Annotated in this window: 26 protein-coding genes; 7 read left to right on the top strand and 19 right to left on the bottom strand. The window is 62.2% G+C overall.

The genetic code is table 11. The features are described 5' to 3' along the window. Positions 1-35 precede the first annotated feature (35 nt). From NKJ06_RS07070 to NKJ06_RS07055, 4 genes are all read left to right on the top strand, one after another. Complete coding sequence (locus NKJ06_RS07070) at positions 36-776, top strand: amino acid ABC transporter ATP-binding protein (RefSeq protein WP_352632875.1); 741 nt, start codon at positions 36-38, stop codon at positions 774-776. Between the two features lie 24 nt (positions 777-800). Continuing rightward, entirely contained in the window at positions 801-1,628 is an 828-nt protein-coding gene (locus tag NKJ06_RS07065) for a transporter substrate-binding domain-containing protein (RefSeq protein WP_352632876.1), read from the top strand. A gap of 67 nt (positions 1,629-1,695) precedes the next feature. After that, positions 1,696-2,412, top strand: coding sequence for an amino acid ABC transporter permease (locus tag NKJ06_RS07060; RefSeq protein ID WP_352632877.1), 717 nt, complete (start codon positions 1,696-1,698; stop codon positions 2,410-2,412). Between the two features lie 17 nt (positions 2,413-2,429). After that, positions 2,430-3,122 (top strand): amino acid ABC transporter permease, encoded by a 693-nt coding sequence (locus tag NKJ06_RS07055; protein WP_352632878.1) that lies wholly within the window; start codon positions 2,430-2,432, stop codon positions 3,120-3,122. 1,247 nt (positions 3,123-4,369) lie between these two features. Here NKJ06_RS07055 and NKJ06_RS35790 read toward each other — a convergent pair. Next, the gene (locus NKJ06_RS35790; RefSeq protein ID WP_502905590.1) at positions 4,370-4,606 is read right to left on the bottom strand and encodes a metallothionein; all 237 of its coding nucleotides are present in this window, start codon (positions 4,604-4,606) and stop codon (positions 4,370-4,372) included. Between the two features lie 83 nt (positions 4,607-4,689). Beyond that, the gene (locus NKJ06_RS07050; RefSeq protein WP_352632879.1) at positions 4,690-5,649 is read right to left on the bottom strand and encodes a complex I NDUFA9 subunit family protein; all 960 of its coding nucleotides are present in this window, start codon (positions 5,647-5,649) and stop codon (positions 4,690-4,692) included. Positions 5,650-5,799: 150 nt separating this feature from the next. On the opposite strand from NKJ06_RS07050, the gene NKJ06_RS07045 reads away from it, so the two are divergent. Further along, positions 5,800-6,117, top strand: a complete 318-nt coding sequence (locus NKJ06_RS07045; RefSeq protein ID WP_352632880.1) for a hypothetical protein — start codon at positions 5,800-5,802, stop codon at positions 6,115-6,117. Positions 6,118-6,200: 83 nt separating this feature from the next. Here the strand turns inward: NKJ06_RS07045 and recQ are convergent, their stop codons facing one another. The 9 genes from recQ to uxaC all read right to left on the bottom strand — a co-directional run bounded on the left by recQ (position 6,201) and on the right by uxaC (position 15,803). Then, on the bottom strand, positions 6,201-8,033 hold the full coding sequence (gene recQ / locus NKJ06_RS07040; protein WP_352632881.1) for a DNA helicase RecQ: 1,833 nt from the start codon (positions 8,031-8,033) through the stop codon (positions 6,201-6,203). Positions 8,034-8,625: 592 nt separating this feature from the next. Next, positions 8,626-8,961, bottom strand: coding sequence for a cupin domain-containing protein (locus NKJ06_RS07035; RefSeq protein WP_352632882.1), 336 nt, complete (start codon positions 8,959-8,961; stop codon positions 8,626-8,628). Positions 8,962-9,073: 112 nt separating this feature from the next. Beyond that, entirely contained in the window at positions 9,074-9,838 is a 765-nt protein-coding gene (kduD, locus tag NKJ06_RS07030; protein WP_352632883.1) for a 2-dehydro-3-deoxy-D-gluconate 5-dehydrogenase KduD, read from the bottom strand. Further along, entirely contained in the window at positions 9,835-10,686 is an 852-nt protein-coding gene (gene kduI, locus NKJ06_RS07025) for a 5-dehydro-4-deoxy-D-glucuronate isomerase (RefSeq protein WP_352632884.1), read from the bottom strand. Before kduI ends, kduD begins: the two co-directional genes overlap by 4 nt. Before the next feature lie 42 nt (positions 10,687-10,728). Next, complete coding sequence (locus NKJ06_RS07020) at positions 10,729-11,502, bottom strand: FadR/GntR family transcriptional regulator (protein ID WP_352632885.1); 774 nt, start codon at positions 11,500-11,502, stop codon at positions 10,729-10,731. Positions 11,503-11,514: 12 nt separating this feature from the next. Further along, complete coding sequence (locus NKJ06_RS07015; RefSeq protein WP_352632886.1) at positions 11,515-12,795, bottom strand: TRAP transporter large permease; 1,281 nt, start codon at positions 12,793-12,795, stop codon at positions 11,515-11,517. Beyond that, positions 12,795-13,322, bottom strand: coding sequence for a TRAP transporter small permease (locus tag NKJ06_RS07010; protein WP_352632887.1), 528 nt, complete (start codon positions 13,320-13,322; stop codon positions 12,795-12,797). The genes NKJ06_RS07015 and NKJ06_RS07010 overlap by 1 nt, the downstream gene beginning before the upstream one ends. A gap of 57 nt (positions 13,323-13,379) precedes the next feature. Then, a complete protein-coding gene (locus NKJ06_RS07005; protein WP_352632888.1) occupies positions 13,380-14,357 on the bottom strand; it encodes a TRAP transporter substrate-binding protein in 978 nt (325 codons plus the stop codon). Between the two features lie 33 nt (positions 14,358-14,390). Then, a complete protein-coding gene (gene uxaC / locus NKJ06_RS07000; RefSeq protein WP_502905589.1) occupies positions 14,391-15,803 on the bottom strand; it encodes a glucuronate isomerase in 1,413 nt (470 codons plus the stop codon). Positions 15,804-15,948: 145 nt separating this feature from the next. Here uxaC and NKJ06_RS06995 point away from each other — a divergent pair, with 145 nt between their 5' ends. Then, positions 15,949-17,469 (top strand): mannitol dehydrogenase family protein, encoded by a 1,521-nt coding sequence (locus NKJ06_RS06995; RefSeq protein ID WP_352632889.1) that lies wholly within the window; start codon positions 15,949-15,951, stop codon positions 17,467-17,469. Positions 17,470-17,520: 51 nt separating this feature from the next. Here NKJ06_RS06995 and NKJ06_RS06990 read toward each other — a convergent pair whose 3' ends face one another. The 7 genes from NKJ06_RS06990 to NKJ06_RS06960 all read right to left on the bottom strand — a co-directional run bounded on the left by NKJ06_RS06990 (position 17,521) and on the right by NKJ06_RS06960 (position 24,130). Then, positions 17,521-17,928 (bottom strand): F0F1 ATP synthase subunit epsilon, encoded by a 408-nt coding sequence (locus NKJ06_RS06990; RefSeq protein ID WP_095775824.1) that lies wholly within the window; start codon positions 17,926-17,928, stop codon positions 17,521-17,523. 91 nt (positions 17,929-18,019) lie between these two features. Beyond that, entirely contained in the window at positions 18,020-19,612 is a 1,593-nt protein-coding gene (gene atpD, locus NKJ06_RS06985) for a F0F1 ATP synthase subunit beta (protein WP_352809466.1), read from the bottom strand. 70 nt (positions 19,613-19,682) lie between these two features. Then, complete coding sequence (locus NKJ06_RS06980; protein ID WP_352632891.1) at positions 19,683-20,567, bottom strand: F0F1 ATP synthase subunit gamma; 885 nt, start codon at positions 20,565-20,567, stop codon at positions 19,683-19,685. A 31-nt stretch (positions 20,568-20,598) separates the two neighbouring features. Then, positions 20,599-22,128, bottom strand: coding sequence for a F0F1 ATP synthase subunit alpha (gene atpA, locus NKJ06_RS06975; protein WP_352632892.1), 1,530 nt, complete (start codon positions 22,126-22,128; stop codon positions 20,599-20,601). After that, positions 22,128-22,688, bottom strand: coding sequence for a F0F1 ATP synthase subunit delta (locus NKJ06_RS06970; protein ID WP_352632893.1), 561 nt, complete (start codon positions 22,686-22,688; stop codon positions 22,128-22,130). The genes atpA and NKJ06_RS06970 overlap by 1 nt, the downstream gene beginning before the upstream one ends. 246 nt (positions 22,689-22,934) lie before the next feature. After that, complete coding sequence (locus tag NKJ06_RS06965) at positions 22,935-23,330, bottom strand: AGROH133_08824 family phage infection protein (RefSeq protein WP_136622211.1); 396 nt, start codon at positions 23,328-23,330, stop codon at positions 22,935-22,937. A 104-nt stretch (positions 23,331-23,434) separates the two neighbouring features. Further along, positions 23,435-24,130 (bottom strand): aspartate/glutamate racemase family protein, encoded by a 696-nt coding sequence (locus NKJ06_RS06960; RefSeq protein WP_352632894.1) that lies wholly within the window; start codon positions 24,128-24,130, stop codon positions 23,435-23,437. 65 nt (positions 24,131-24,195) lie between these two features. Between NKJ06_RS06960 and NKJ06_RS06955 the strand changes: the two genes are divergently transcribed. Then, a complete protein-coding gene (locus NKJ06_RS06955; RefSeq protein WP_352629113.1) occupies positions 24,196-24,441 on the top strand; it encodes a type II toxin-antitoxin system Phd/YefM family antitoxin in 246 nt (81 codons plus the stop codon). A 48-nt stretch (positions 24,442-24,489) separates the two neighbouring features. Here the strand turns inward: NKJ06_RS06955 and NKJ06_RS06950 are convergent, their stop codons facing one another. Continuing rightward, a complete protein-coding gene (locus NKJ06_RS06950) occupies positions 24,490-26,673 on the bottom strand; it encodes a primosomal protein N' (protein ID WP_352632895.1) in 2,184 nt (727 codons plus the stop codon). Positions 26,674-26,681: the final 8 nt, after the last annotated feature.

Raw genomic sequence — 26,681 nt, 5'->3', positions numbered from 1 at the left:
ACTCCGTCCCACACTCTGAAGGGCACCAACCAGAAATGCTTGAACTCAAAGATATAAAGCTGTCCTACGGAAGCACGCAGGTCCTAAACGGCGTCAATCTCTCGGTAAAGCGAGGCGACGTTGTGTCAATCATCGGCCCCAGCGGCACCGGCAAGACCACCCTGCTGAAATGCATCAACTACCTGGTTAAGCCGGCATCTGGAACCATCGCGTTCGATCAGATTCGAATGGATTACCAGCGCCCCGACAAGGCGGCTGTTCAGGCGATCCGCCTCCGGACAGCGATGGTCTTTCAGCAATTCAACGTCTTCAAGAACATGACCGTCCTCCAGAACGTCATGGATCCGCTGGTCGTCGTGCAGCGTAAATCCACGGACGAGGCGCGTGAAATCGCGCTTAGTGAGCTTGAACGAGTTGGCCTTTCCGACAAGCGGGACAGCTATCCGTCCCAACTGTCAGGCGGACAGCTCCAGCGGACTGGAATCGCACGAGCGCTGGCGGTTCGACCAGATGTGATCCTCTTCGACGAACCGACATCATCGCTTGATCCTGAACTGGTCGGTGAAGTTCTGAAGGTGATCAAAGACGTCACCTCGTCAGGGATCACTTCGCTGCTTGTGACCCACGAGATGCAATTCGCAAAGAACATCTCCAACCGGATCGTCTTCATGGATCGTGGCGTGGTCGCCGCCGATGGCAGCCCGGCTGACATCTTCGACGCACCGTCCAGCCCACGACTTGCTCAATTTCTGCAGTCAGAACTCGCTTTTCAATAATCCAACAAGAAGGGAACCTAAGAAATGTCTGCAATCACATCCAGTTTTTCTCGCCGCTATGCCCTGGCCATCGCTGGCGGCATCGCAATTGCCCTTGCAACAGCGGGGATCAGCCATGGCCAGACCGTTCGGACGATCAAGATCGCCACGTCTGCCGAATCCAAGCCGCTGGCATGGGGCGCGATCGGCGTCGAGCCGCAAGGCTATGAGCCCGATCTCCTGAGGGCGATCAACGCAAAGCTGCCGCAATACAAGTTCGAAATGGAAGGCGTCTCCGACATTGCCCAGGAAACCGGCCTCGCCACGGGCAAGTACGACATCGCGGTCGGTGGCTACTACAAGTCGCCCGAGCGCTCCAAGCAGTTCCTCATTCCGGAAAATCCCATGGGCGCCAGCCTGATGAAGATCTACAGCAAGAAAGACAGCGGCATTAAGGAAATGAAAGACCTGGTCGGCAAGAGGATCGTTCCGACCACGGCCGGCGGTGGAACCTACAAGTTCATCATGAATTGGCAGAAAGAAAACCCGCAATACAAGCTCGAAGTCACGGCATCGAGTGCCGGTATCCCCTACCCGAACCGGCTGGACGAAGTTCAGAACGGCAAGTTCGACGCTCTCGTCCTGCCGTCGAATCTCGGTGAGCAGACCGTCATCGAGCAAAAGAAACTCGATATCGTGGCATCCGAACCAGTGTTCAGCAACAACACCTACATGCTGATCCACCGATCTGACGAGAACAAGGGTCTGGCCGACGATGTGAACAAGGTTCTCAAGGAATTGAAAGACGACGGCACGATCGAAAAGCTCTCGCAGAAGTGGTTCGGCGAGGGCATCGTCCAGTACATGAAATAGCACGGCCGTCGACGACCATATTCGCTAGTCAGCGGCAAGGCTGAATTGCAAGAAGGAGCGTTTCAAAGTGGATGTATCTGCTATGATTCCCGAGTTGCTCTCGGCACTGCCGCTGACGCTCGCCATCACGTTTACAGCCCTCATTTCCGGGTTCTGCCTGGCTCTCATCGCGACAACCCTCCGGGTCCGCAGAGTGCCAGTCATCAGTCCCCTGGTGGACCTCTACGTGTCCTATGCCCGGAGTGTTCCTGTCGTACTGCAGTTGTTCGTCGCGTTTTATGGGCTTCCGCTGTTGGTGATCCTGTTCGGCGCCAAAGATTTTATTTCAGCGACGATGGCTGCCATGGTGGGGTTGAGCCTCTACCACGGCGGCTATCTGTCGGAAGTCATGCGGCCCGCATACCTGGCCGTCGATCGCGGCCAGCACGATGCGGCCGACAGCCTTGGATATACGTTCCGACAGAAAATTACTCGCGTCGTCGGCCCGCAAGCGGTGCACTTCGCATTGCCGGGCTATGGGAACTCCATCATCTACCTGATCCATAACGTTGCGCTGGTCATGTACATCGGGGCAGCCGACGTCATGGCGACTGCACATCTGATCATGGAGCGCGATTACAACCAGTTCCAATTCGAAACCTACCTCGTCCTGGCGGTCATCTATTCGCTGATGTGCCTGGTCGCATGGCTCATCGTGCGCTTCTTCGAGCTTCGATCACCGATGCAAGCGCCTGAGGCCACGACAACAACTCCGATCAAGAACCAGCTCCTCGCGAGCGTCTGACGTAAGGGTATTCAACCATGTTTGATACCGATATTTTGCTTCAGGACACGCAGGAAATTCTGAGTGCCGTACCCGTGACAATTGGAATGGCGCTCATGATTTTCGTCCTGTCGACGATAGTCGGCAGCATATTCGCGCTTATCGAATACAGACGGGTACCGGTGCTGCGAGAGCTCATCATGACTTACAAGATCGTCTTCAAGGGCGTTCCGATGGTCATCGTGATTTTCCTCGCCTATTTCGGTCTGCCGCCCGCATTCCAGTTCCTGTTCTCATTGCTGGGGATCAACTTCAACGCCCACGAAACCCCCAATTGGGTCATCCTTGTAGTTGCGATTACCGGCTGTGTCGCTGCGTTCCAATCGGAGATTATCAAGGGAGCCCTGAATGCATTCGACACCGGTCAGTCGGACGCAGCCCATTCGCTGGGCTATACAAATGGCCAGCTGTTCCGGCGGATTCTATTTCCCCAGGTGGTCCTCACGGCAATTCCCGATCTTACTACCTCGATGATGGTCATCATGAAGGCGCTTTCTCTCGGATTCGCCATCGAGGTTGTCGATATCTTCGCCCAGTCCCAGCTGACCGCCGCGCTGAACTACTACTACCTCGAAGCCTTCGTGATTGCCGTCGTGATCTACATGGTGATTGCCTATATCGTCACCCAGATTGCCGACAGGCTGGAGCAGGCGCTGAGGGTGCGGACGTGAGGGCAAGTATGTGGAACAGGATCGCCAAGCTTCGGATATCCCGCCGCACATGGGAGACAATTCTTTTGGGCATGAAAAGCTTGAGGCGAACCTCAAATAGCCGATGCATGTACTGGTGATTTGACGCGATTCCATAGACAGCGGTCCCCCGCTATCACCATCCCGCCCGACGACGCTACTATGTGCATGCTCGCACAGACGTTCGCCGCGGCCTTCGAAACCGCTCGTGTCGCCCTCTGTGGCTTCGTAGCCAACGTCGGCAGCCGGACGTGCCGGAGGCGCAACAAGCGACAGCACCGCTGGGGCGGGGTTGTTCGCCTCACTGGGCCATGCCTTGTCCTGTCCTGCCAACTCGTCGATGATCAGGCAATCCGGCCCCTCGCCGCCGTGGCAGTGCTCGACCAGGTGATGAATCAGCCCGCGCAATTCGATCAGTTCGGCGATCTTCCTGTCGATCCCAATGAGCTTGGCTTTCGCAATGGCTCATGAGTAGGCAAACATTGCCTCTCACCATCGTGTTAGCACATCACGTTTTGCGACTCCGTCCAAGAAGACGAGGCGGCGTGTCTCGCCATCGAGACGTTTGACGCCGCGCACATCACAGCAGCGCGATCGACGCAAGTGCTGATCACTCACACGCTCAACCATCCCTCGAACTCGTCGAGCGTTGCCCGGCCGCCTGTACGTCGTGTCGCGCGGGCAACGTTAGACAGCAGCACCGAATGGCGGCGATCGCTTGCTGTGAGAAACCGGGCTCCCAGGAGCCATGTATCGTGCTATGCATCGCTGATTGTATCGCTGGAAGGGCCAGCCGCCTGGAGACGGGTGGGAATCCGGTGTTTTGCCCGAATGCGGGTTAGAGTCCCTCCCTCTCCGCCAAGGGTCGCGGACTCGAACCCATATTCTGCACAAGGTGAACTTTTTTTCGCGGGCATAATCATCCGAGAGGAACGGCTATGACCAAAACGCAGATCATCAGCGCGCTTATATGGGGCAGCGTGTCTGGCACCGTCCTTGCTGTTCTGTTCGGCGTCGCCTTTGTGATGTTGGACGTTCGATGCTGGGATGACCCTGGCAGGCGAAATTGGGACGCTGAAAGCCAGCTGTGCGTTCCATGACTGCCTGGGAGATAGCCGCCGACGCGACGGCGGGCGGTTTGTCCGGCGTTTATTACGGCTTCATAATTTCAAACTGACCCACTACCCAAAGCTGAGTGTGATTGCGATTGCCTCCTGCACAGAGTACCATCAAGGTGCGCGATCGGTCAGCGCGCTCGCACCTTCCTCCGAAGCGCAATGTGCGCAGCAGTAGATGATGTCATCTTGTTCGACGCCATGTCCGATGATCCGACATCTGCAATGCGGACACGTCGGAGCAAGTTTCTGAATCGCGCATTCGAAGCTGTCGAACGTGTAGATTTCCTCTGCAATCGTCACTTTGAAAGCCTTATCGTAGTCATTCCCGCATTGATCGCATCTGGCCATAGTTCTTTTCCTTCTTTCATTGGCTTCAAGCTCGACCAACTTGTCGCGCGGCGATAGGTTCCCGCCAGGATCATTGGGGCTTCCTAAGCGGGAGATGTGCGCGAGCCTGCGTCACGGCGCTGTTCGATCAAGCGGATCACCTCGTTGATGTCCCACGGCCCGATGTCGAGTTCCTTCAGGCCCGGCGCGTCGATTGCTGCCACATTGTCGTGACGCATAAGATCGACCTGGTTACGCGTTATGGGTGCGGCCGGAAGGAGCTCCGCGACGCCAGCCAAGGCGTTCCACGCCGCAAACGGCACCGGCATCAGCCTGATGTGAGTATCGAGCTGCCGGGCGATCTCCCGAAGCAGTTCCTTGTAGGTGTAGATGCGCGGGCCACCGAATTCGAATGCGGGCGAACCCTTGTGGCTTCGCCCGTCGATCAGCCGGCTCACTGCTTCTGCGACGTCTTCCACGTAGACCGGTTGAAGCCGAGTGCCGCCATCGCCGAACAGCGGATAGACCGGCAGGAGGCGTATCAGCCTCACAATGGTTGTGAGGAAAGCGTCGTCAGGTCCTGTCATGACGGCGGGACGCACAATGAAAGCACCGGGAAATGCGCCCTGCACAGCAATTTCTCCGCGCCCACGTGCCCTAATATAATTCGAATCCGATTGAGGATCGGAGCCGATCCCTGAAATCTGGACGAACTGGTCGACCTTGCCATCGCGCGACGCGGCGGCGAGTTTAGCCGCGGCCTCCACATGCACGCGTTCGAAAGTCTGGACGCCCTGCTCGACATAAAGACTGACAGCATTCACGATCGCCTCTGATCCAGCAATGGCCGAGCCGATCGAGGACGCATTCAATATATCCGCCTCGACTGCTTCGGGCATCCTTGTAATCGAGGAAAAGACTGGAACCACGCGAGCCGGATGGCGGGATGCGGCGCGGACCGTGAACCCCCTTTCCAGGAGTCGCTTCACGATTCTACGCCCGAGAAAGCCTGTTCCGCCGAATACGGTGACGATCCGTTCCACGTTGAGATCGGCGGGATCCATTTGCCATCCCTTGTCTTCGCATGCCTGCCGAGCGCGGGCCGCGAGGATTGCCCTTGGCCGGCGTACCAGCCCATCGAACATCAGGACGGTTGTAGAACAACAGAGGAACCCTTTTGTTCCAGTCGGCGAGGATCTGTCGAGGGACGGCTGATGTCAACGGAGGCGGTCAAACCGGTCAAATCGGGGAGCAAGAACAAGCTCGCGGCCGCTCAGAAGAAATGGACGGGCAATGCGGACGACATTGCCATGTTTCTCAGCAAGGCCAATCCCAACTGGTCCGAACAAGACCTGAAGGAAATGCCGCACAAGCATCTTGAGCTGACAACTGGTGAGGTCGTTGGCCGGCTGAAGAAAGATTGGGTAGCGGATATCAAATCCTACGACGAAGGTCACGTTCACATGTTGAAGTTCGCTGACATGTTGACGGACGGGATCGCCAAACAGTTCGCCGATAAGTTCAATGGCTAAGTGCTCGCGGCGGCCTGCCCAGCGATTCGGCGGGTGAAGCCATCGCTAACAGGTTCGTAGGGCGAGTTTGGCTCTCGGATGGATTACAGAGGCGTCGCCCGATGCGCCGCGATTGCACCCAGAAAAACCTTCCCAAACTCCTTGAGCTTCGCCGCCCCAACGCCATTCACTTCGGCGAAGGCGTCGAGGTCGCGGGGACAGCGTTCGGCCATGTCGATCAGCGTGCGATCGGAGAACACCACATAGGCCGGCACCTGGCGCTCCTTGGCGAGGCGCAGGCGCAGCGCCTTGAGCGCGGCCAACAGCGACGCATCGATGCCCTCGGCATTCATACCCTCGGCCGCTCGCATCTTGCGCAAGGCGCGGGTGCGGACCTCGACGCGGTAGTGGAACGGCATCTCGCCACGGCCGAGCGCATGGCCTTTTTCGGCGATGGCGAGACCACCATGGCCGCTCGGATCGGGTTCCAGGAACCCGCCTGCGGCAAGCTGCCGGATCAGCGACTGCCAGAAGTCCTTCTTGTGCGCCAGCCCGCTGCCGAAGCTGGCGAGCCTCTGGTGGTTCCTGGCCAGTACCTTCTCTGTCTCATGGCCAAGCAGAATGTCGATGACATGGCCGGCACCGAAGCGTTCTCCGCTCTGCGCGATGGCCGCCAGGATGATCCGCGCCTCCGCTCCGCCATCGGCGCGTGGCGCCTGGTCGAGGCAGGTGTCGCAATTGCCGCAAGGCTGAGCCTCTTCGCCGAAATAACCAAGCAGCACCTGGCGGCGGCACTGCGCCGTCTCGCAATAGCCGATCAGCGTATCGAGCCGGCGATGCGAGCGCCTTTTGTGCTCCACGGCAGCGTCCTCGTCGTCGATGAACAGCCGGCGCATGCGGATGTCGCCAAGGCCGAACAGCATATGCGCTTCCGCATCCCGCCCGTCGCGGCCGGCGCGGCCGATCTCCTGGTAATAGGCCTCGAGACTGCCCGGCATGTCGGTGTGGAAGACATAGGCCACATCAGGCTTGTCGATGCCCATGCCGAAGGCGATGGTCGCCACCATGACGACGCCGGACAAGGTCATGAAAGCGTTTTGATTCGCATCACGCGCGTCCTTGCTCATGCCGGCATGATAGGCGAGCGCGGTGACGCCGTTCTTCTCGAGGAAGGCCGCCATCTCCTCCGTCTTCTTGCGCGACAGGCAGTAGACAATGCCGCTGCGGCCGGGATGACGCTCGACGAAGCGCAGCAACTGGCGCTTGCTGTCCTGCTTGGCCTCGATGGCAAGCTTGATGTTCGGCCGGTCGAAGCCCAGCACCAGGGTCTCGACGCGCTCGGCGAACAGCCGGGCTTCGATGTCGGTGCGCGTGCTCTCGTCCGCCGTCGCCGTCAGCGCGATGATCGGCACACCGGGGAAGATATTACGCAGCCGCGATAGGTCCTCATACTCGCGTCGAAACGCCGGACCCCATTGCGAGATGCAATGCGCCTCGTCGACGGCAATCAGGCGAATATCGAGCCTGGCCAGCGCCTCGATCATCCGCTCGGTCATCAGCCGCTCCGGCGCGAGATAGAGCAGGCGCGTCTGGCCCGAAGCCACGCGCCGCCATGCGGCGATGTTGACCTCGCGGTCGATCGAGGAATTGATCGTATCGGCTGCCACGCCGGCAAGGCGCAAGGCCGCGACCTGATCCTGCATCAGCGCCACCAGCGGCGAAACGACAATGGTGAGCCCGCCCAGCACCAGCGCCGGAACCTGGTAGCAAAGCGATTTGCCGGCACCCGTCGGCATGACAGCCAGCACATGACGCCCGGCCAGCAGCGCATCCATGACATCGGCCTGGCCGGGGCGAAAATCATCGAAGCCGAACACGTCCTTCAGCACGCGCCGCTTGGGATCCTCGGCCAAGGTGCTCGTCGCCGATGCCTGCATCAGGCAGACACCGGGCTGGAATCTCGTGAACCGAAGAGGATGTGGAAACCGGTCAAAACGACTCTCTGCATGGGCACCTTGGCTTATCGCAGCTGTCATCGCACCACAACAGGAACAGGTGGTCGCAGCCTGCGCCTTCCCCGCGACACCTGCACCCCGCTGGATTCCTCCACGCACCACGATGTAAGCTCGGCCCGACAGGCCAGGGAGGGCGCGATGCTGAAGATCAGACAGGATGCTCTCGGCGAGCTGTTCCAATTGCAGCGCACCGCCTTCGAGGCGCAGCCTTCCCCGACTTTGGCGTCTGCAAGGACCGCCTGAAGCGCCCGCTGCAGTCGCGGCTGAGCGCCGGGGCCTTGCTGCGCCCGCCCTACGGCAAGACGTTCGAGCGGCTTTTCAGCCTGCTCCGGCACATCACCTGACCGAACGCAGCACCGGCCATCCACCTCCGGCGCATTAAGACTATCTTCACCATCATGCGGCAGCTTCCGCATCCTGCGGTCATGTCTTGAGTACCGCGGCGCCACAAGCGCCCAGGCAACAACCCGCGCCTCTTCAGGGGCGCGGGTCTTCCCTGCTCGATCTCTCACCGTTAAGCGAGGAAATCGGCTCGGTGCGGCGTAAAGCTATCGACCAGCCTTCCTGCCTCCAGCGCCTTGACGCCGTGCACCAGACCGGACGGCACGATGAAGCTGCCGCCGGCCGCAATGGTTTCGGTCCGGCCGTCGATGGTCACCTCGAAGCGGCCTTCGGCGACGTAACTTGCCTGGACATGCGGGTGCGAATGCAGAGCGCCGACGCCACCCTTGTCGAAGCCGAATTCGACCATCATCAATTCATCCGTGTGCAGGAGAACGCACCTCCTGTTACCGTCCGGCGTCGCCGTCCAGGCGCCCTCGCCCGCATGCGCGAAAATCTTTGCGGTCATCGTCATCTCCTCAGAGCAATTCCAGGAAAAGTGTGAAACGGTTTTCCGTTCGGAATTGCGTCGAAACAAAGAGGTAGCGCAGTTCGGCATTTCCGTGAAACGATGAACCGCGCTAGCGCGCTAGCCAGCCGCCATCCACAGGCACCACCGCGCCATGCATATAGTTCGACGCCGGCGCCAGCAGGAAGACGGCGGCGTCGCCAATATCGCCCGCGTCGCCCCAGCGGCCTGCCGGGATGCGCGCCAGGATGGCGGCGCTGCGATCGGGATCGGCGCGCAGTGCCTGCGTGTTGTTGGTTTCTATATAGCCCGGCGCGATGGCGTTGACGTTGATGCCTTTTGCCGCCCATTCGCAGGCGAGCAGCCGGGTGATGCCGAGCACGCCATGCTTCGAGGCGGTATAGGATGCGACCCGGATGCCACCCTGGAAACTCAGCACCGAGGCGATGTTGACGATCTTGCCCTGATGCCCGCCGGCCAGGACACGCCTGGCAAAGGACTGGCAGAGCAGAAAAACCGTCTTCAGATTGACGTCCATGACGTCATCCCAATCGGTCTCGCTGAGATCGACGGCATCGGCGCGGCGGATGATGCCGGCATTGTTGACCAGTCCGTCGAGCGGACCGCTTTCCTCCCAGATACGTTCGAGCAACGGACCCGCTGCCGACGTATCGGCAAGGTTGGCACTCACCGCCTCGAATTGCCCGCCCATCGCGGCAACCCTGCTTGCCGTATCGTCCATCGACGAGCGGCCGACGCCGATCACCGCGCCGCCGGCGCGTGCGATCGACACCGCGATGCCTTGGCCGATGCCGGTGTTGGCGCCGGTCACCAGCATACGCTTTCCGGCCAGGCTGAATGCGGAGTTATCGCTCACCGCAATTCGTCCAATGCCACTGGATCGACATCGGTATAGTCGACATTGTCGCCGGCCATCGCCCAGATGAAGGCGTAGTTGGACGTGCCGGCGCCCGAATGGATCGACCAGCCAGGCGACAGCACCGCTTCCTCGTTGCGCATCACCAGATGGCGCGTCTCGTCCGGCTCGCCCATGAAGTGGAAGACGCGCGCCGTCTTGGCCAGGTCGAAATAGAGATAGGCCTCCATGCGCCGGTCATGCACATGGCATGGCATGGTGTTCCACACTGAGCCCGGCGCCAGCTGCGTCATGCCGACCACCAACTGGCAGGTCTTTGCACCCTCGGCATGGATGAACTGGAAGATCGAGCGTTCGTTGCAGGCATCCTTGCTGCCGAGATCGAGGCGCTTGGCGTCGCCGATGCGGATCAGCCGGCTGGGCCAGGCGTGATGCGCCGGCGCGCTGAGCAGATAGAATTTTGCCGGCACGCCCTTGTCCGCCGACGCGAACGACACGTGGGCTGTTCCCATGCCGAGATAGAGCATGTCGCGCGCCTGCAATTCAAAGGACTGGCCGCCGGCCTCGATGACGCCTGCCCCACCGATGTTGACGGCGATCAGCTCGCGGCGGTCGAGGAAGTTCTTGGTCCCGGTCGGCTTGATCGCCTCCAGTTGAAGCGGCAAGCCGGTCGGCACGGCACCGCCGACGATCATGCGGTCGTAATGGGTGTAGGTCAGGCTGATGCGACCCGGCTGGAACAGGTCTTCGATGTGGAAATTGTGGCGCAGCTCATCGGTTCCCATGGCCGCCGCGGCGACCGGATCGATGGCGAAGCGCGAGGTATAATCGGTATGGCTCTGGCTCATTTCAATCCTGACTTGAGATGGGGCTGTCCTGACTTGATTGATTTATTCGCCGGCAGCGGCCTTGACCGAACTGGCATAAAAATGCTGCCTTGCATGCAGGCGCTCGCGGTAGCGTTGCTGGCTGGCGGTGAGATGCGTCCGCATCGCTTCACGCGCGGCCTCGGCATCGCCTGAGGTAATAGCGTTGAGGATCACCAGATGCTCGCGCTGCAGACCGCGCTGATAGCTGTCGGATTGCACCAGCTCGGTCGACCAGGGCGAGGTCACGTCGCACGGAATGGCGCGCCGGCCGAGCACGTCGAGCATCTCGACATAGAACGGATTGTTGGTGGCGCTGGCGATCGCGCGGTGGAAGGCGAGGTCGGCCGGGCCGGTCGGCTCGCTGGCAAGCAGCAGCCGTTCGAACTCGAAAAACGCTTCCTGGATCGCTGCCTCCTGCGCCGCGTTGCGGCGGATGGCGGCGATCCCGGCCGATTCGATCTCGATCGCAAGCCGCACTTCCAGCACGTTGAGCGCAATCGAATCCTTGCTACCCATGTCGGCGGCCAGCGCGCCGAACATCGTCGAGATGTGCTCGTTGACGAAGACGCCGGCGCCTTGGCGCGGCTCGACCAGCCCATCGGCGGCAAGCTTGGCCAGCGCCTCGCGGATGACGGTGCGGCTGACGCCGAAGGTCTCGGTCAGCTGGCCCTCGGTCGGCAATTTGTGGCCAGGCTGAATCTCGCCCGCCTGCAGCTGCCTGCGGATCGCCGCGACGACGGTTTCCGACAGTTTGGGTTTTCTCTCGACCTTGAGGTCGGCGGATGCAGCGGGCACTTGATGGTTCTCCTAGTGGAACAGGCTCGGTAGCCACAATGAGATTTCCGGTATGTAGGTGACAAGCATCAACACGACGAAAGCCGCGCCGTAGAATGGCCAGATCGAGCGCATCGCCGTCCAGATCGGGATCCGCCCGATGGCGCAGCTGACGAACAGCACCGCCCCCACTGGCGGCGTGCACAGGCCGATGCCGAGATTAAGGATCAGGATGACGCCGAAATGCACGGGGTCTACGCCGTAGGCCATCACCACGGGCAAGAAGATCGGCGTGGTGATGATGATCAGCGGCGACATATCCATGAACGTGCCGAGGATAAGCAGCACCACATTGATCATCAGCAGGATGACCAGCTTGTTGTCGGACACTGACTGCAGGAAGGCGACGAGCGCGGCGGGGACCCTGAGATAGGCCAGCAGCCAGCCGAAGGCAGCAGCACAGCCGATGATCATCAGCACCATTGCCGTCGTGCGCACGGCCGCCGTTGTAGCGGCGACGAAGTCGTTCCAGCTCATCGAGCGGTAGATGACAAGCGTCACCAGGAAGGCGTAGACGATGGCGATGCACGAGCTTTCAGTGGCCGTGAAGACGCCGGAGCGGACGCCGCCGAAGATAATACCGATAAGGACCAGGCCCGGAATTGCGGCGACAAGCAGCTGCAACGCGCGGCCGAAGCCCGCGAACGGCTCGGTCGGGTAGCCGCGACGGCTGGCAACCCAATAGGCCGTGATCATGAGAGACAGCGCCAACAGCAGGCCGGGTATGACGCCCGCGGTGAAAAGGTCGGCGATCGAGATGCGGCCGCCGGCCGATATCGAATAGATGATCATGTTGTGCGAGGGCGGGATCAGCAGCGCAATGATGGCGCCGACCGAGGTGATGTTGACGGCATAGTCGATGCCGTAGCCGCGCGCCTTCATCTGCGGGATCATCAGCCCGCCGACCGCCGAAGCATCGGCCACTGCGGATCCGGAAATGCCGCCGAACATGGTCGAGGCAGCGATGTTGACCTGCCCCAGCCCGCCGCGCAGATGACCGACCAGGGAACCGGCAAGCGCCACCAGCCTGGCGGCAATGCCGCCGCGCACCATCAGGTCGCCGGCGAAGATGAAGAACGGGATGGCCATCAGCGAAAACACGCTGACGCCGGAGTTGAGACGCTGGAACACCACAAGCGGCGGCAGGTCCAGCACCAGAACCGTCGCGAAGCTGGCGACGCCAAGGCAGAACGCGATCGGTGTGCCGATGATCAGCAGGAAGACGAAGGTGCCGAACAGAACCGTCAGGGCCATTACAGATCCTCCTCGCCCGTGGCGTACTGATCGGCGTCTACGGGCAGTCCGGCAAATCGCCCGGCCAGCCGCTCCAGGGAAAACAGACAGACGAGCGCGCCGCCCAGGATGACCGGCAGGAATCCGACGCCGCCCGGCAAGGAAAGCGACGGCATCACCGTGTTCCAGGTCAGCCTGGTGAGCTGGATACCGTAGATGATCATGCCCGCGCCGAAGGCGAGCACGACGATGTCCGAAATGCTGCGCAGTACCGCCTTGGCGCCATGCGGCAGGAAGTAAAGCAGCACATCGAAACCCAGATGGGTGCGCTCGCGAACGCCGACGGCAGCACCCAGGAAGATGAACCAGCCCATCAGCAGCACCGAAAAGGACTCAGTCCAGCTCGGCGAACTATTGAGGACGTAACGGGAAAACACCTGCCAGAAGATGATCAACGTCATCAGCGTCAGTCCGGCACCGCTGACCCACAGTGCAAGCCTTGCGAGCTGTGACAGCAGCCGCTCCGTGGCCAGCCAGAATGATTTCATATACGCGTCTCCCCGGATGGTGGCGCGGATCAACGCGCCACCATTGTCGCGAACGGATTATTTGGTTGCCTGGATGCGCGCCGCGAGATCCTTCAGCTCGGGCGTCGAGAGATACTTGTCGTAGACCGGCTTCATCGCGTCGATCAGCGGCTGCTTGTCGATCTCGCTGACCTTGACGCCGGCGGCTTCGACGATGTCGCGCGATTTCTTTTCCTGCGCGTCCCACAGTTCACGCATCTTGACGACGCTGTCCTTGGCCGCCTGCCGCACGATCGCCTGGTCCTCCGGCGACAGCTTGTCCCAGCTCGCCTTCGCCATCACCAGCACCTCCGGAACGATCTGGTGCTGGTCCATCGTGTAGTGCTTGGCAACCTCATAGTGTTTGGCCGATTCGAAGCTTGGCCAGTTGTTCTCGGCGCCGTCGATGACACCGGTCTGCAAGGCCGAATAGACCTCGCCATAGGCCATCGGCGTGGCGTTGGCGCCGAGCGCATTGACCATGTCGACGAAAACGTCGGACTGGATGACGCGGAACTTCATGCCCTTCATGTCGGCCATCGAGGCGATGTCCTTCTTGGTGTTGTAGAAGGAGCGGGCGCCGGAATCGTAGAAGGCGAGTCCGACCAGATCATGCGCCTCGAAAGCCTTCAGGATCTCGTCGCCGATCGGCCCGTCCATCACGTGGCGCATGTGCTCGACCGAACGGAACATATAGGGCAGCGACGGCACGGCGGTTTCCGGGACGATACCGTTGAACGGTCCCATCGAGACGCGGTTGAGATCGATGACGCCGGTCTGCGTCTGCTCGATCGTGTCCTTTTCCTCACCAAGCTGCGCCGAATGATAGACCTCGACCGAGTAGGCGCCCTTAGTGCGCTCCTTGATCAGCTCGCCCATGTACTTCACCGCGTCGACGGTCGGGTAGCCATCCGGATGCGTGTCGGCCGAGCGCAGCACGGTTTCGGCGTTGGCAATGCCGACCAGCAGTGAGCCGAAAGCGAACGTGGCTGCCGTCAATTTCGAAAAATGCAACATGACTTCCTCCCTTTTAAAATCGAAGCGCCCGGCTCAGAGCCGGTACGCCTTCTTGGCAAGCGTGTAGGCAAGCTCCCGCGCCAGCTCATGCGCCTCGTCCTCGTGTAGCCGATGCTCGGCGACGAGACGCGCGAGGAACGCGCAGTCGACCCGCCGCGCCACGTCGTGGCGCGCCGGGATCGATGGAAAGGCGCGGGTGTCGTCGTTGAAACCGACGGTGTTGTAGAAGCCGGCCGTCTCGGTGGTCATCTCGCGGAAGCGCCGCATGCCTTCCGGGCTGTCGTGGAACCACCAGGCCGGCCCGAGCTTCAGCGCCGGGTAGACACCGGCCAGCGGCGCGAGTTCGCGCGCATAACTGGTTTCGTCGAGCGTGAAGAGAATGACGGTGAGGTCGCGCTCCAGCCCGACGCAGTCGAGCAGCGGCTTCAGCGCCGTCACATAGTCGGTCCGGGTCGGGATATCGAAGCCCTTGTCGCGGCCGAATTTTTGGAAAACAGCCGGCGAATGGTTGCGCCAGGAGCCGGGATGGATCTGCAGCACCAGCCCGTCGTTGAGGCTCATCTTGGCCATCTCGGTCAGCATCTGGGCGCGGAACAGTTTTCGCTCGCGCTCGTCGTCGGAACCACGGCGGATGCGGCTAAACAGCTCCGCCGCCGCGGCATCCGAAAGATTGGCGGTTTCGGCCGTTGGATGGCCATGGTCGGACGAGGTCGCGCCAAAACCCTTGAAGAAGGCGCGCCGCTGGCGGTGCGCGTCGAGATAGCCTGCCCAACTGCCGGTGTCGCAGCCGGTTACCTCGCCGAGCCGGTCGAGATTGGCCGAGAATCCTTCGAAGTCGGGATCGACGACCGCGTCCGGCCGGTAGGCGGTGATGACGCGGCCCTGCCAGCCGCTCTCGCGGATCATCTGGTGCCATTTGAGATCGTCGAGCGCGCCTTCAGTGGTCGCGATGACCTCGATGTTGAAGCGTTCGAACAGCGCGCGCGGGCGGAAATTCTCCCACTGCAGCAGCGTCGCGATCGTGTCGTAATGGCCGTCGGCGGTCGCCGCGGTCAGCGGTTCGTCGATGCCGAACAGATCGGCGAGCACATGGTCGAACCACAGCCGGGTCGGCGTGCCGCGAAACAGATAATAGTGCTCGGCAAAACGCCGCCAGATCGTCCGGCCGTCGGTCTCCACCGGCCCGCCGTCGAGCGTCGCCACGCCGAGATCCTCAAGACGAACGCCCTGGCTGAACAGCATGCGGAAGATGTAGTGGTCCGGCACGATGAGCAGTTGCGCTGGATCCGGAAACGGCTCGTTCTGCGCATACCAGCGCGGATCGGTGTGACCATGCGGGCTGACCAGAGGCAGATCCTTGATCCCAGCATAGAGATCGCGGGCGACCGAGCGCGAATGCGCCTCGGCGGGAAACAGCAAATCCGCATCGGTCAGTGCCACGATCATCCTCCCAGAGCCGCTATCGGTAGGGTCGACAAGAAATAATGTCAACATACAAAAATTAGATTGTTGTATGATGACTTTTCGACCCATTGTGTGGCAGGAAATCGAATGTTAGGCCGCTAGCCGACTACTCCCTGAGGGCGATTTAATGCCATCCGAACAGACCAGCCGTACGACGATGACCAACCGCCTTTCCATGACGACGGTGCACGCACTGCCGGCTTCGATCGCGACACCTTCGTATGATCGCAGCCGCGTCGTCCCGGGCATCGTGCATCTCGGTGTCGGCGCCTTCCATCGCGCCCATCAGGCAGCCTATGTCGACGACTGCCTGGCGGCAGGCGAGACAGGCTGGGGCATAACAGGCGTGTCGCTGCGCAGTACCGACACACGCGACGCGCTCGCGCCGCAGGACGGCCTATACACGCTGGCGATCAGAAGCAGCGGCGAGGAGAAGCTTCGCGTCATCGGCTCGATCGGCGCGATGCTGGTGGCGCCGGAAGACCCGGGCGCGGTGCTGGCCGCGCTGACCGATCCGCGTACCTGGATCATCACGCTGACGATCACCGAAAAGGCCTATCTGAGGGCGGCGGGCGGTGGACTGGATACCGCTCATCCTGATATCGCCCACGACCTGGCAAATCCGCAAATGCCGAAGACAGCGCATGGTTTTCTGACTGAGGCGCTTGCCCGGCGACGCGCCGCCGGCACACCGCCCTTCACCGTGCTGTGCTGCGACAACCTCCCGGCCAACGGCGCCACGCTGCACCGGCTGCTGATCGAATTCGCCGAATTGCGGGATGCCAGGCTCGATGCGAAGGGCGATGCCGGGCTCGCCAACCATATCGCCGATCAAGTGGCGTTTCCCTCAAGCATGGTCGATCGTATCGTCCCGGCAACCACCGATGCCGACCGCGCGCGGGTCGCTGTCGAACTCGGCGTCGAGGACGCCTGGCCTGTGATGACCGAGCCGTTCTGCCAGTGGGTGGTCGAGGACAATTTCCCACAGGGCCGGCCGGCCTGGGAACAGTTCGGCGTCACCATGGTCGACGACGTCAGGCCGTTCGAGGACATGAAGCTCAGGCTGCTCAACGGCTCGCATTCGGCCATCGCCTATCTCGGCCTGCTCAGCGGTCACGCCACCGTCGACCGCGCCTTCGCCGATCCGGCGATACGGGCCTTTGTCGATGCACTCTGGGCCGAGGCCATTCCGACGCTACCGAGGAATGCCGGGCTGGATACGGCAAGCTATACGGCTGAACTGGCCGAGCGTTTCTCAAACACGGCACTTGCCCACCGCACGGCACAGATCGCCAATGACGGCAGCCAGAAACTGCCGCAACGCATCGTCGCTTCCGCCTTGGAGTGCCTCGAAGCCGGCGCTGTGCCCGAACATCTGACGCTGGTGATCGCCGCCTGGATCGCAGCCTGCGAAGCACGCGGCAGGACCTTGCCGGAGAGCCATTTCACCGATCCGCTCGATGCAGCGTTGGCGGCAATCGGTGACAGGCGCCTGTCATCCGCCGAAAGCGTCGCGTCGGTGTTCGATCTGACTGGCTTTGCCAAGGGAGAGTCCGGGCGCAAAAACCTGGTGGATCTCACGACCGCCCATCTTGAACAGCTGCGCCGTGGCGGCTCGGCAGCAGCCTTCGCTGCATTGGGCCTCTAACAAAAAAGCGAGGCAAGGCCCCGCTTTTCAATCCGTCATCCGAAGCAGGCTTCAGGCCGGCAGGATGGCGCCTTCCAGCGTGGTGAGCTGGCTAAGGAACTGTTCCGCCTTGCTGCGAGCCTGGTCGTCCTTGGCATCGGCTGCATCTTCCTTGGCTTCCTGGATGCGACGGGCGAGATCGGCGCGGTCGACATCCTTCACCGCGACAGCCGATTCCGCCAGCAGCGTGCAGCCGGCTGGAACGATGTCGGCGAAGCCGCCGAACACCACATAGCGCTCTTCGCCGCCCGAAGCGGTCTTCACCGTGACGACGCCAGGCTTGATCGTGGTCATGACCGGCGCGTGGTGCGCCATCACGGTCATCTCGCCTTCGGCGCCCGGAATGACGACGGATTCGACCTCGGCGGAAACCAGCAGGCGCTCCGGCGAGACCAGTTCGAACTTGAAAGCTTCAGCCATGTCAATTTAGCGAATAGCGAATAGCGAGTAGCGAGTAGTCAGAAGAATTCGCCAGCCCATATTCCCTATTCGCTACTCCCTATTCGCTTGATTACGCCGCTTCAGCCGCGAGGCGCTGTGCCTTCTCGACTGCTTCCTCGATGCCGCCGACCATGTAGAAGGCAGCTTCCGGAAGGTGATCGTAGTCGCCGTTGCAGAGGCCCTTGAAGCCCTTGATGGTGTCGGCGAGGTCGACCAGCTTGCCCGGCGCGCCGGTGAACACTTCGGCGACGAAGAAGGGCTGCGACAGGAAGCGCTCGATCTTGCGGGCGCGGGCCACGGTCTGCTTGTCCTCTTCCGACAACTCGTCCATGCCCAGGATGGCGATGATGTCCTGCAGCGACTTGTAGCGCTGGAGGATCGACTGCACCTGGCGCGCGACGCCGTAGTGCTCGTCGCCGACGACCAGCGGGTCGAGCATGCGCGAGGTCGAATCGAGCGGGTCGACGGCCGGATAGATGCCCTTCTCGGCGATGGCGCGGTTGAGCGTCGTCGTCGCGTCAAGGTGAGCGAACGAGGTCGCCGGCGCCGGATCGGTCAAGTCGTCGGCGGGCACGTAGATGGCCTGCACGGACGTGATCGAGCCCTTGGTGGTGGTGGTGATGCGTTCCTGCAGCGCACCCATGTCGGTGGCGAGCGTCGGCTGGTAGCCCACCGCCGACGGGATACGGCCGAGCAGAGCCGACACTTCCGAACCCGCCTGCGTGAAGCGGAAGATGTTGTCGACGAAGAACAGCACGTCCTGGCCCTGGTCGCGGAAATATTCCGCCACCGTCAGGCCGGTCAGGCCGTCGCGGGCGCGCGCCCCCGGCGGCTCGTTCATCTGGCCGTAGACGAGTGCTGCCTTGGAGCCTTCGCCACCGCCCTTCTTGTTGACGCCGGATTCGATGAACTCGTGATAGAGATCGTTGCCTTCGCGGGTGCGCTCGCCGACGCCGGCGAACACCGAATAGCCGCCATGCGCCTTGGCGATGTTATTGATCAGCTCCTGGATCAGCACGGTCTTGCCGACGCCAGCGCCGCCGAACAGGCCGATCTTGCCGCCCTTGGCGTAGGGTGCCAGAAGGTCGAGCACCTTGATGCCGGTGATCAGGATCTGGGCTTCCGTCGACTGCTCGACATAGGTCGGAGCCGGCTGGTGGATGGAGCGCATTTCGGTCGCGTCGACCGGGCCTTCTTCGTCGACCGGCTCGCCGATGACGTTGATGATGCGGCCGAGCATGCCCGGGCCGACCGGCACGGTGATCGGCGCCCCGGTGTCACGCACGTCCTGGCCGCGAACCAGACCTTCGGTCGAGTCCATGGCGATGCAGCGCACGGTGTTTTCACCCAGATGCTGGGCAACTTCCAGCACGAGGCGGTTGCCGACATTGGTCGTCTCGAGCGCGTTCAGGATCGCCGGCAGGTGATCGCCGAACTGCACGTCGACGACGGCGCCGATGACCTGGCGGACCTTGCCGACAACGCCGGTTGCCTTGCTGGCCACTGCCGATGTCTTGGCCGCGGCAGCCTTGGTGGGTGCGGCCGCCGACTTTGCCGGAGCTGCCTTCGCTGCTGGAGCCTTGGCCGCCGCCTTCGCGGGGGCTGCGGTCTTCGCGGCTGCCGCCTTGGGGGCCGCCTTCTGGGGGGTCGCTGCTTTCGCCATCGTCTTTACCCTTTTTCGTCCTTTGTTTCTCACGCGGTCCGGTCGCGGATCGATGACCCGCGGACCGCGCCTAGAGCGCCTCGGCGCCCGAAATGATTTCGATCAGTTCCTTGGTGATCTGCGCCTGCCGCTGACGATTGTAGGTGATCGACAGTTTGTTGATCATCTCGCCGGCGTTGCGCGTCGCATTGTCCATGGCGCTCATCTTGGCGCCCATTTCACCGGCGGCGTTTTCGAGCAGTGCCCGGAAAACCTGTACCGAGATGTTGCGCGGAATGAGATCGGAGAGGATTTCGCCCGGCTCCGGCTCGTATTCATAGACAGCGTTGCCGCCGTCGTTCGCCTCGGCCGGAGTCGAAGCCAGGCCGGCCGGGATGATCTGCTGCGCGGTCGGGATCTGGCTGATCACCGACTTGAACTGCGAATAGAACAGCGTGCAGATGTCGAAGGCGCCCTCGTTGAAGAGGTGGATGACCTTCTTGGCGATGGCATCGGCATTGACGAAACCAAGCGTCTTGACCTCGCGCAGATCGACACGGTCAATGATCAGCGATGCATAGTCGCGGCGCAGGATGTCGAAACCCTTCTTGCCGACGCAGATGATCTTCACCTGCTTGCCGTCGGCCAGCAGCTTGCGGATATGGTCGCGGGCAAGGCGAGCGATCTGCGAATTGAAGCCGCCGCACAGGCCGCGCTCGGCGGTGCAGACGACGAGCAGATGCACGTCATCCTTGCCGGTACCGGTCATCAGCGCCGGGGCATCGCCGCCGCCGCCGATTGCCTGGGTGATGTTGGCCAGCACGGAACCCATGCGCTCCGAATAGGGGCGCGCCGCTTCCGCGGCCTCCTGCGCACGGCGCAGCTTCGCCGCGGCGACCATCTGCATCGCCTTGGTGATCTTCTGCGTCGCCTTGACCGAGGCGATACGGTTACGAAGGTCTTTTAATGAAGGCATGCTTCAAACCTGATCCCGTCTTGCAATTCGCTCAAGCGAAGGTCTTGGCGAAAGCGTCGATCTCGGCCTTCAGCTTGGCGCGCAGATCGTCCGACAGCGCCTTTTCCTTGCGGATGGCGTCGAGAACGTCCTTGCCGGCCGCACGCATGTGGCTGAGCAGGCCATGCTCGAACTTGCCGACCTGGTTGACCGGCAGCTTGTCGAGATAGCCGTTGACGCCGGCGAAGATCACCGCGACCTGCTCTTCCGTCTTCAGCGGCGAGAACTGCGGCTGCTTCAGGAGTTCGGTCAGGCGCGATCCACGGTTAAGCAGGCGCTGCGTGGCGGCGTCGAGATCCGAGCCGAACTGCGCGAAGGCCGCCATTTCGCGGTACTGCGCGAGTTCGCCCTTGATCGAGCCGGCGACCTGCTTCATCGCCTTGACCTGCGCGGCCGAGCCGACGCGACTGACCGACAGGCCGACGTTCACGGCAGGACGGATGCCCTGGAAGAACAGGTTGGTTTCGAGGAAGATCTGGCCATCGGTGATCGAGATCACGTTGGTCGGGATATAGGCCGACACGTCGTTGGCCTGCGTTTCGATGATCGGCAGTGCGGTCAGCGATCCACCGCCCAGATCGTCGTTGAGCTTTGCGGCACGCTCGAGCAGGCGCGAATGCAGATAGAAGACGTCGCCCGGATAGGCTTCGCGGCCCGGCGGGCGGCGCAGCAGCAGTGACATCTGGCGATAGGCGACGGCCTGCTTCGACAGATCGTCATAGCTAATCAGCGCATGCATGCCGTTATCGCGGAAATACTCACCCATCGTGCAGCCGGCGAACGGCGCCAGGAACTGCATCGGCGCCGGATCGGAAGCGGTAGCTGCGATGATGATCGAGTATTCGAGCGCGCCGCGCTCTTCCAGCACCTTGACGAACTGCGCGACGGTCGAACGCTTCTGGCCGACGGCGACATAGACGCAGTAGAGTTTTTCCTTCTCGGGGCCGTTGTCGTGCACCGACTTCTGGTTGAGCATCGTGTCGAGGATGATGGCGGTCTTGCCGGTCTGACGGTCGCCGATGACCAGCTCGCGCTGGCCGCGGCCGACCGGGATCAGCGCATCGATGGCCTTGAGGCCGGTCGACATCGGCTCGTTCACCGACTTGCGCGGGATGATGCCGGGCGCCTTGACGTCGACGCGCTTGCGCTCGACTGCCTTGATCGGGCCCTTGCCGTCGATCGGATTGCCGAGTGCGTCGACGACGCGGCCGAGCAGACCGGGACCGACGGGGACGTCGACGATGGCGCCGGTGCGCTTGACGATGTCGCCTTCCTTGATGTCGCGGTCGGCACCGAAGATGACGACGCCGACATTGTCGGCTTCGAGGTTGAGCGCCATGCCGCGGATGCCGCCGGGAAACTCGACCATCTCGCCGGCCTGGACATTGTCGAGGCCGTAGACGCGGGCGATACCGTCACCGACGGACAGCACCTGTCCAACTTCGGAGACCTCGGCCTCCTTGCCGAAATTCTTGATCTGGTTTTTCAGAATTGCGGAAATTTCCGCGGCGCGGATGTCCATCAGCCGACCTCTTTCAGTGCAAGCTTGAGCGAATTGAGTTTGGTTTTGAGCGACGTATCGATCTGGCGCGAGCCCATCTTGACCACCAGCCCGCCAAGCAGCGACGGATCGACGGTGACGGAGATGGCCACGTCCTTGCCGGCAACGCTCTTCAGCGCCGCCTTGAGTTCGGTCTGCTGCGCAGCGGTCAGCTCATGTGCCGACGTCACTTCAGCAGCGGTTTCGCCACGATGTTCGGCGGCGATCTGGCGGAACGCCCTGATCATGCCGGGAATGGCGAACAGCCGGCGGTTTCTGGCGACGACGCGCAGGAAATTGCCGGTGAGGCCGGTAATGCCAGCCTTGTCGGCGATCGCCGCGATGGCCTTGGCCTGGTCCTCGCTGGAGAACACCGGGCTGTTGATCAGACGGGTAAGGTCCGCGCTGCCCGCGAGCATGGCTTCGAAGCTGTTGAGGTCGCCTTCGACCTTGGCGACGGAATTTGCCTGCAGGGCGAGTTCGAACAGCGAACCCGCATAGCGTTCTGCGACACCTGAGATTGGCGATGACGATTGAGCCACGGACCGTCTTTTCTCTTGTCTGACAGGCCGCAGATTGTTGGCGCGAGCAAAAACTCTGGCTAAATCTTTGACCTTACTGCATTTTTTCGAGCACGGAGGCGCGGCTTCCGCTATCCCCGGCCGAAAGTCGATTGCCGTCTAGCACAGGCATTTTAAGACCGCAATGCGTCGTTCCGCATGGTTTTCAGGCACTATTGTCGCATCCGGCGAAAGTCACCCGTCTTCCATCGCGGAATACCCAACGATTCAAGGCAGAAAGCCGAAGGCAAAGGCAAGCGGCAATGCCGCCAGCACCAATTCCACCACGATGGAAACCCAATTGAAAGGCGTGTTGGCGCCATCCGACATCATCGACAGCAGCCGGCCGAAGGCGGTGAACAGCCAGGAGAAGCCGAGCGCCATGTAGATCAGCGGCTGCGCCAAGAGGATGCAACACAAGCCGACGCCGAGATAGAAGCCCGACATCCTGCCACGCCCCTCGGCGATCGCCGCCGCCTTCTCGGGCTTGACCTGCAAACGCAGGGCACGGAAGGCGAGGCTCGGTGCCAGAAAAAACAAAAGCCCGAGCAGCACGGTGAAGACGGCGCTCGACCACGCCAGCCATTCGCCCTGGCTCGTCGGCCACGGAAGCGCAAAATCCATCTTGTCCCCTCGAAATGCCTGTTTTGAAATTCCGGGCATTCTAGCGGAGGAAAACCCCCGCGCCAGATGGCTGCCGGCACTTTAGGAACTTTAGGAGAAGCGTATCAACCGAGCGCGAATTCCACTGCCGCCTCGGCATGAATGCGCGTCGTGTCGAAGACCGGAATGTCGAAATCCTGCTGGCCGATGAGCATGGTGATCTCGGTGCAGCCCATGATGACGCTGTCGGCGGCATCTTCGCGGCGCAGGCGTTCGGTCTCGGCGATATAGGCCGCCTTGGAGGTTTCCGTGACGATGCCCTGGCACAATTCCTCGTAGATGACGCGATGGACCATGTCGCGCCCGGCGGCATCGGGCACGACCGGCTGCAGGCCGTATTTGTCGGCGAGCCGGCCCTTGTAGAAATCCTGCTCCATGGTGAAGCGCGTCGCCAGCAGTGCCGGCCGCTGCATGCCGGCGCGCTTGACCGCCACCGCCGTGGCGTCGGCAATGTGGATCAGCGGGATCGACACCGACGCCTGCACCTGATCGGCCAGTTTGTGCATGGTGTTGGTGCACAGAAGTAGGCCTTCCGCGCCGCCCGCCTCGAGCTTGCGCGCCGCTTCGACGAGAAGAACGCCGGCGCCCTCCCAGTCGCCATGATGCTGCCGCTCGGCGATCTCGGCGAAGTCGAACGACCACAGCAGCAGTTTCGCCGAATGCAGCCCGCCCAGCCGCGAGCGCACGATCTCGTTGAGCAGGCGGTAGTAGATCGCGGTCGATTCCCAGCTCATGCCGCCCAGAAGGCCAAGGGTTTTCATAAGGGCTGTTCCTTTGCTGGGTAGCCGCGATATTATAAACACACGAGACTATAAAGGAGGTCGTCGTGAAAACTATTGAGCTTCGGCAGGCCAAGGTAGGACTCTCGGCAATCGTCGGGGCCGCAGGAAACGGCGAGCCAACCATTATCACGAGAAACGGCAAGCCGACCGCCATGGTCATTCCGGTTGCTGAGGGGCGAAAGCTTTATCCGCAAGACAGCCAGAAAAACTTCGGGGACTTTTTGCTTCGGTATCCGGGCGGCATCGAACTTGAGCGAAATGAATCGCCATTGAGGGACGTCGAATTTTGATCCGCTCTCTATAAGCCCATTTACCGAGAGTGGCCGGCGGCGTTCAACTCACAAAAAGCTCTGCGGATCAATATCGACCTGCACTCTGACTGAGCCGCGCTGTTTTGGCCCGTTGGCCAGCATGGCCCTGATAAAACCTTGCATGTCGGCACGCCGTTCGCCCTGGATCAGCAGGCGGAAGCGATGGCGGCCGCCGAGCAGTGACAATGGCGCCTCGGCTGGCCCCAGTACGAACAGATCGGTGGCCTCCGGCGCGGCGCGGCGCAGGCCGCGAGCATGGCCCTCGGCTTCCGCCCGCGTCACTGCACTGACGATGACACCGGCCAGCCGCCCGAAAGGCGGCAGGGCCGCCCGCTCGCGCTCGGCGATCTCGCGCTCGTAGAAGGCCTCGGCGTCGCCGGAGACGATCGCCCGCATCACCGGATGGTCAGGCTGGAAGGTCTGCAGCAGGCCAAGGCTCTTCTTGCCGGTGCGGCCGGCGCGGCCGGTCACCTGGCTAAGCAGCTGGAAGGTGCGCTCGGCGGCGCGCGGATCGCCATTGGCAAGGCCGAGATCGGCATCGACGACGCCGACCAGCGTCATGTTGGGGAAGTTGTGACCCTTGGCGACAAGCTGCGTGCCGATGACGATGTCGGCCTCGCCATTGGCGATCGCCTCCAGTTCCAGCCGCAGCCGCCGCACGCCGCCCATCAGGTCGGACGACAAAACGATGGTGCGCGCGTCGGGAAAATGCGCGACGACCTCTTCGGCGATACGCTCGACCCCCGGTCCGCAAGCGACCAGATGATCGAGTGTCCCGCATTCAGGGCAGGCTTCGGGACGGCGCTCATTGTGCCCGCAATGATGGCAGACCAGCTGGCCGCGAAAGCGATGCTCGACCAGCCAGGCCGAGCAGACCGGGCAGCCGAAGCGGTGGCCACAGACCCGGCACAGCGTCAGCGGCGCATAACCGCGCCGGTTGAGGAACAGCAGCGACTGTTCCTTCCTCTCCAGCGTCTGGCGCATCTGGTCGAGCAGCACCGGCGACAGGAAGCCGCCGCGCGCCGGCGGTGCGCGCCGCATGTCGACCGCCTTCAGGTGGGGAAGTGCTGCCTCGGCGAAGCGGGCGGAGAGCACCGCCCTGGCGTAGCGCCCCTGGCTGGCATTGACCTGGCTTTCGACCGATGGCGTCGCCGACGCCAGCACGACCGGAAAGCTACCGATATGGCCGCGCACCACCGCCATGTCGCGCGCATTGTAGAAGACGCGGTCCTCCTGCTTGTAGGCAGGATCGTGCTCCTCGTCGACGACGATCAGGCCGAGCTCCTTGAACGGCAGGAACAGCGCCGAGCGCGCGCCGGCGACGACCCGCACGCCGCCCTCCGCCACTTGCCGCCAGACTTTTTCGCGCATCCGCGGCGGCAGGTCGGAATGCCATTCGCCCGGCTTGGCACCGAAGCGCTGCTGGAAGCGCTCGAGAAAGGCATGCGTCAGCGCGATTTCCGGCAGCAGGATCAGCACTTGCTTGCCCTGGTCGAGCGCGGCTGCAACCGCCTCGAAATAGACCTCCGTCTTGCCCGATCCGGTGACGCCGTCGAGCAGCGCGACATTGAACACGCCGGCTGCGACATTGGAGCGCAGCATCAGCGCGGCGTCGTTCTGGTCCGGCATCAGTTCCGGTATGGCGTAGCCGGGGTCGGGTGCCGCCACGACCGGGCGCGGCGGGATCATCACCGTCTCGAACACGCCTTGCGCCCTCAGCCCGTCGATCACCGTCGACGATACACCTGCGGCATGAGCCAACCCGGACCGCGTCCAGGCAAGGCCGCCTTCGGCCGTCTCCAGCACGCGCTCTCTGGCTCCCGTCATCCGATCGGGTACGAGAAGCGTGCGCTGCAGCCCCTCGATCCACGGTTCGGGATCGAATGCTTCCGGTGCCCTGAGCAGCATGCGCGCCACCATGCCCGGCGGCGACAGCGTGTACTGCGCCACCCAGTCGACGAAACGGCGCATGGCGCGGTCGATCGGCGGGCAATCGAAGACCTGCTCGATCGGGCGCAACTTCTTCGCATCGACCTTCTCGACCGCGCCATCCCAGACGATTCCGGCGACCTGGCGCGGCCCGAGCGGCACGCGTACGATCGAGCCCGGCACCACGCGCATGCCGGCGGGCACGGCATAGGTGTAGGGGCGTTCGGCGGGCATCGGCACCAGCACCGGTGCGGCTGCGACAAAGGGCGAATCTTCGATCATGAGGCGTG

The organism is Mesorhizobium sp. M0293 (assembly GCF_040321735.1).
Taxonomy (GTDB): Bacteria; Pseudomonadota; Alphaproteobacteria; order Rhizobiales; family Rhizobiaceae; genus Mesorhizobium.
This window is presented reverse-complemented; position numbering and strand designations above follow the sequence as displayed.

What these genes read in the sequence shown, in the direction of transcription:
- NKJ06_RS06980 (WP_352632891.1), bottom strand. Translation starts at nt 20,567, where the DNA reads ATGCCTTCATTAAAAGACCTTCGTAACCGTATCGCCTCGGTCAAGGCG.
- NKJ06_RS07050 (WP_352632879.1), bottom strand. Translation starts at nt 5,649, where the DNA reads ATGGATCCCGCCGATCTCAACGTGGAACGGATCGTCACCGTATTCGGC.
- NKJ06_RS07010 (WP_352632887.1), bottom strand. Translation starts at nt 13,322, where the DNA reads ATGAAATCATTCTGGCTGGCCACGGAGCGGCTGCTGTCACAGCTCGCA.
- NKJ06_RS07070 (WP_352632875.1), top strand. Translation starts at nt 36, where the DNA reads ATGCTTGAACTCAAAGATATAAAGCTGTCCTACGGAAGCACGCAGGTC.
- NKJ06_RS35790 (WP_502905590.1), bottom strand. Translation starts at nt 4,606, where the DNA reads ATGGCCAGATGCGATCAATGCGGGAATGACTACGATAAGGCTTTCAAA.
- uxaC (WP_502905589.1), bottom strand. Translation starts at nt 15,803, where the DNA reads ATGATCGTGGCACTGACCGATGCGGATTTGCTGTTTCCCGCCGAGGCG.
- kduI (WP_352632884.1), bottom strand. Translation starts at nt 10,686, where the DNA reads ATGAGCCAGAGCCATACCGATTATACCTCGCGCTTCGCCATCGATCCG.
- NKJ06_RS06995 (WP_352632889.1), top strand. Translation starts at nt 15,949, where the DNA reads ATGCCATCCGAACAGACCAGCCGTACGACGATGACCAACCGCCTTTCC.
- NKJ06_RS07005 (WP_352632888.1), bottom strand. Translation starts at nt 14,357, where the DNA reads ATGTTGCATTTTTCGAAATTGACGGCAGCCACGTTCGCTTTCGGCTCA.
- NKJ06_RS07045 (WP_352632880.1), top strand. Translation starts at nt 5,800, where the DNA reads ATGTCAACGGAGGCGGTCAAACCGGTCAAATCGGGGAGCAAGAACAAG.
- atpA (WP_352632892.1), bottom strand. Translation starts at nt 22,128, where the DNA reads ATGGACATCCGCGCCGCGGAAATTTCCGCAATTCTGAAAAACCAGATC.
- NKJ06_RS06965 (WP_136622211.1), bottom strand. Translation starts at nt 23,330, where the DNA reads ATGGATTTTGCGCTTCCGTGGCCGACGAGCCAGGGCGAATGGCTGGCG.
- recQ (WP_352632881.1), bottom strand. Translation starts at nt 8,033, where the DNA reads ATGCAGGCATCGGCGACGAGCACCTTGGCCGAGGATCCCAAGCGGCGC.
- atpD (WP_352809466.1), bottom strand. Translation starts at nt 19,612, where the DNA reads ATGGCGAAAGCAGCGACCCCCCAGAAGGCGGCCCCCAAGGCGGCAGCC.
- NKJ06_RS06960 (WP_352632894.1), bottom strand. Translation starts at nt 24,130, where the DNA reads ATGAAAACCCTTGGCCTTCTGGGCGGCATGAGCTGGGAATCGACCGCG.
- NKJ06_RS06990 (WP_095775824.1), bottom strand. Translation starts at nt 17,928, where the DNA reads ATGGCTGAAGCTTTCAAGTTCGAACTGGTCTCGCCGGAGCGCCTGCTG.
- NKJ06_RS07055 (WP_352632878.1), top strand. Translation starts at nt 2,430, where the DNA reads ATGTTTGATACCGATATTTTGCTTCAGGACACGCAGGAAATTCTGAGT.
- NKJ06_RS07015 (WP_352632886.1), bottom strand. Translation starts at nt 12,795, where the DNA reads ATGGCCCTGACGGTTCTGTTCGGCACCTTCGTCTTCCTGCTGATCATC.
- NKJ06_RS06950 (WP_352632895.1), bottom strand. Translation starts at nt 26,673, where the DNA reads ATGATCGAAGATTCGCCCTTTGTCGCAGCCGCACCGGTGCTGGTGCCG.
- NKJ06_RS07065 (WP_352632876.1), top strand. Translation starts at nt 801, where the DNA reads ATGTCTGCAATCACATCCAGTTTTTCTCGCCGCTATGCCCTGGCCATC.
- NKJ06_RS07035 (WP_352632882.1), bottom strand. Translation starts at nt 8,961, where the DNA reads ATGACCGCAAAGATTTTCGCGCATGCGGGCGAGGGCGCCTGGACGGCG.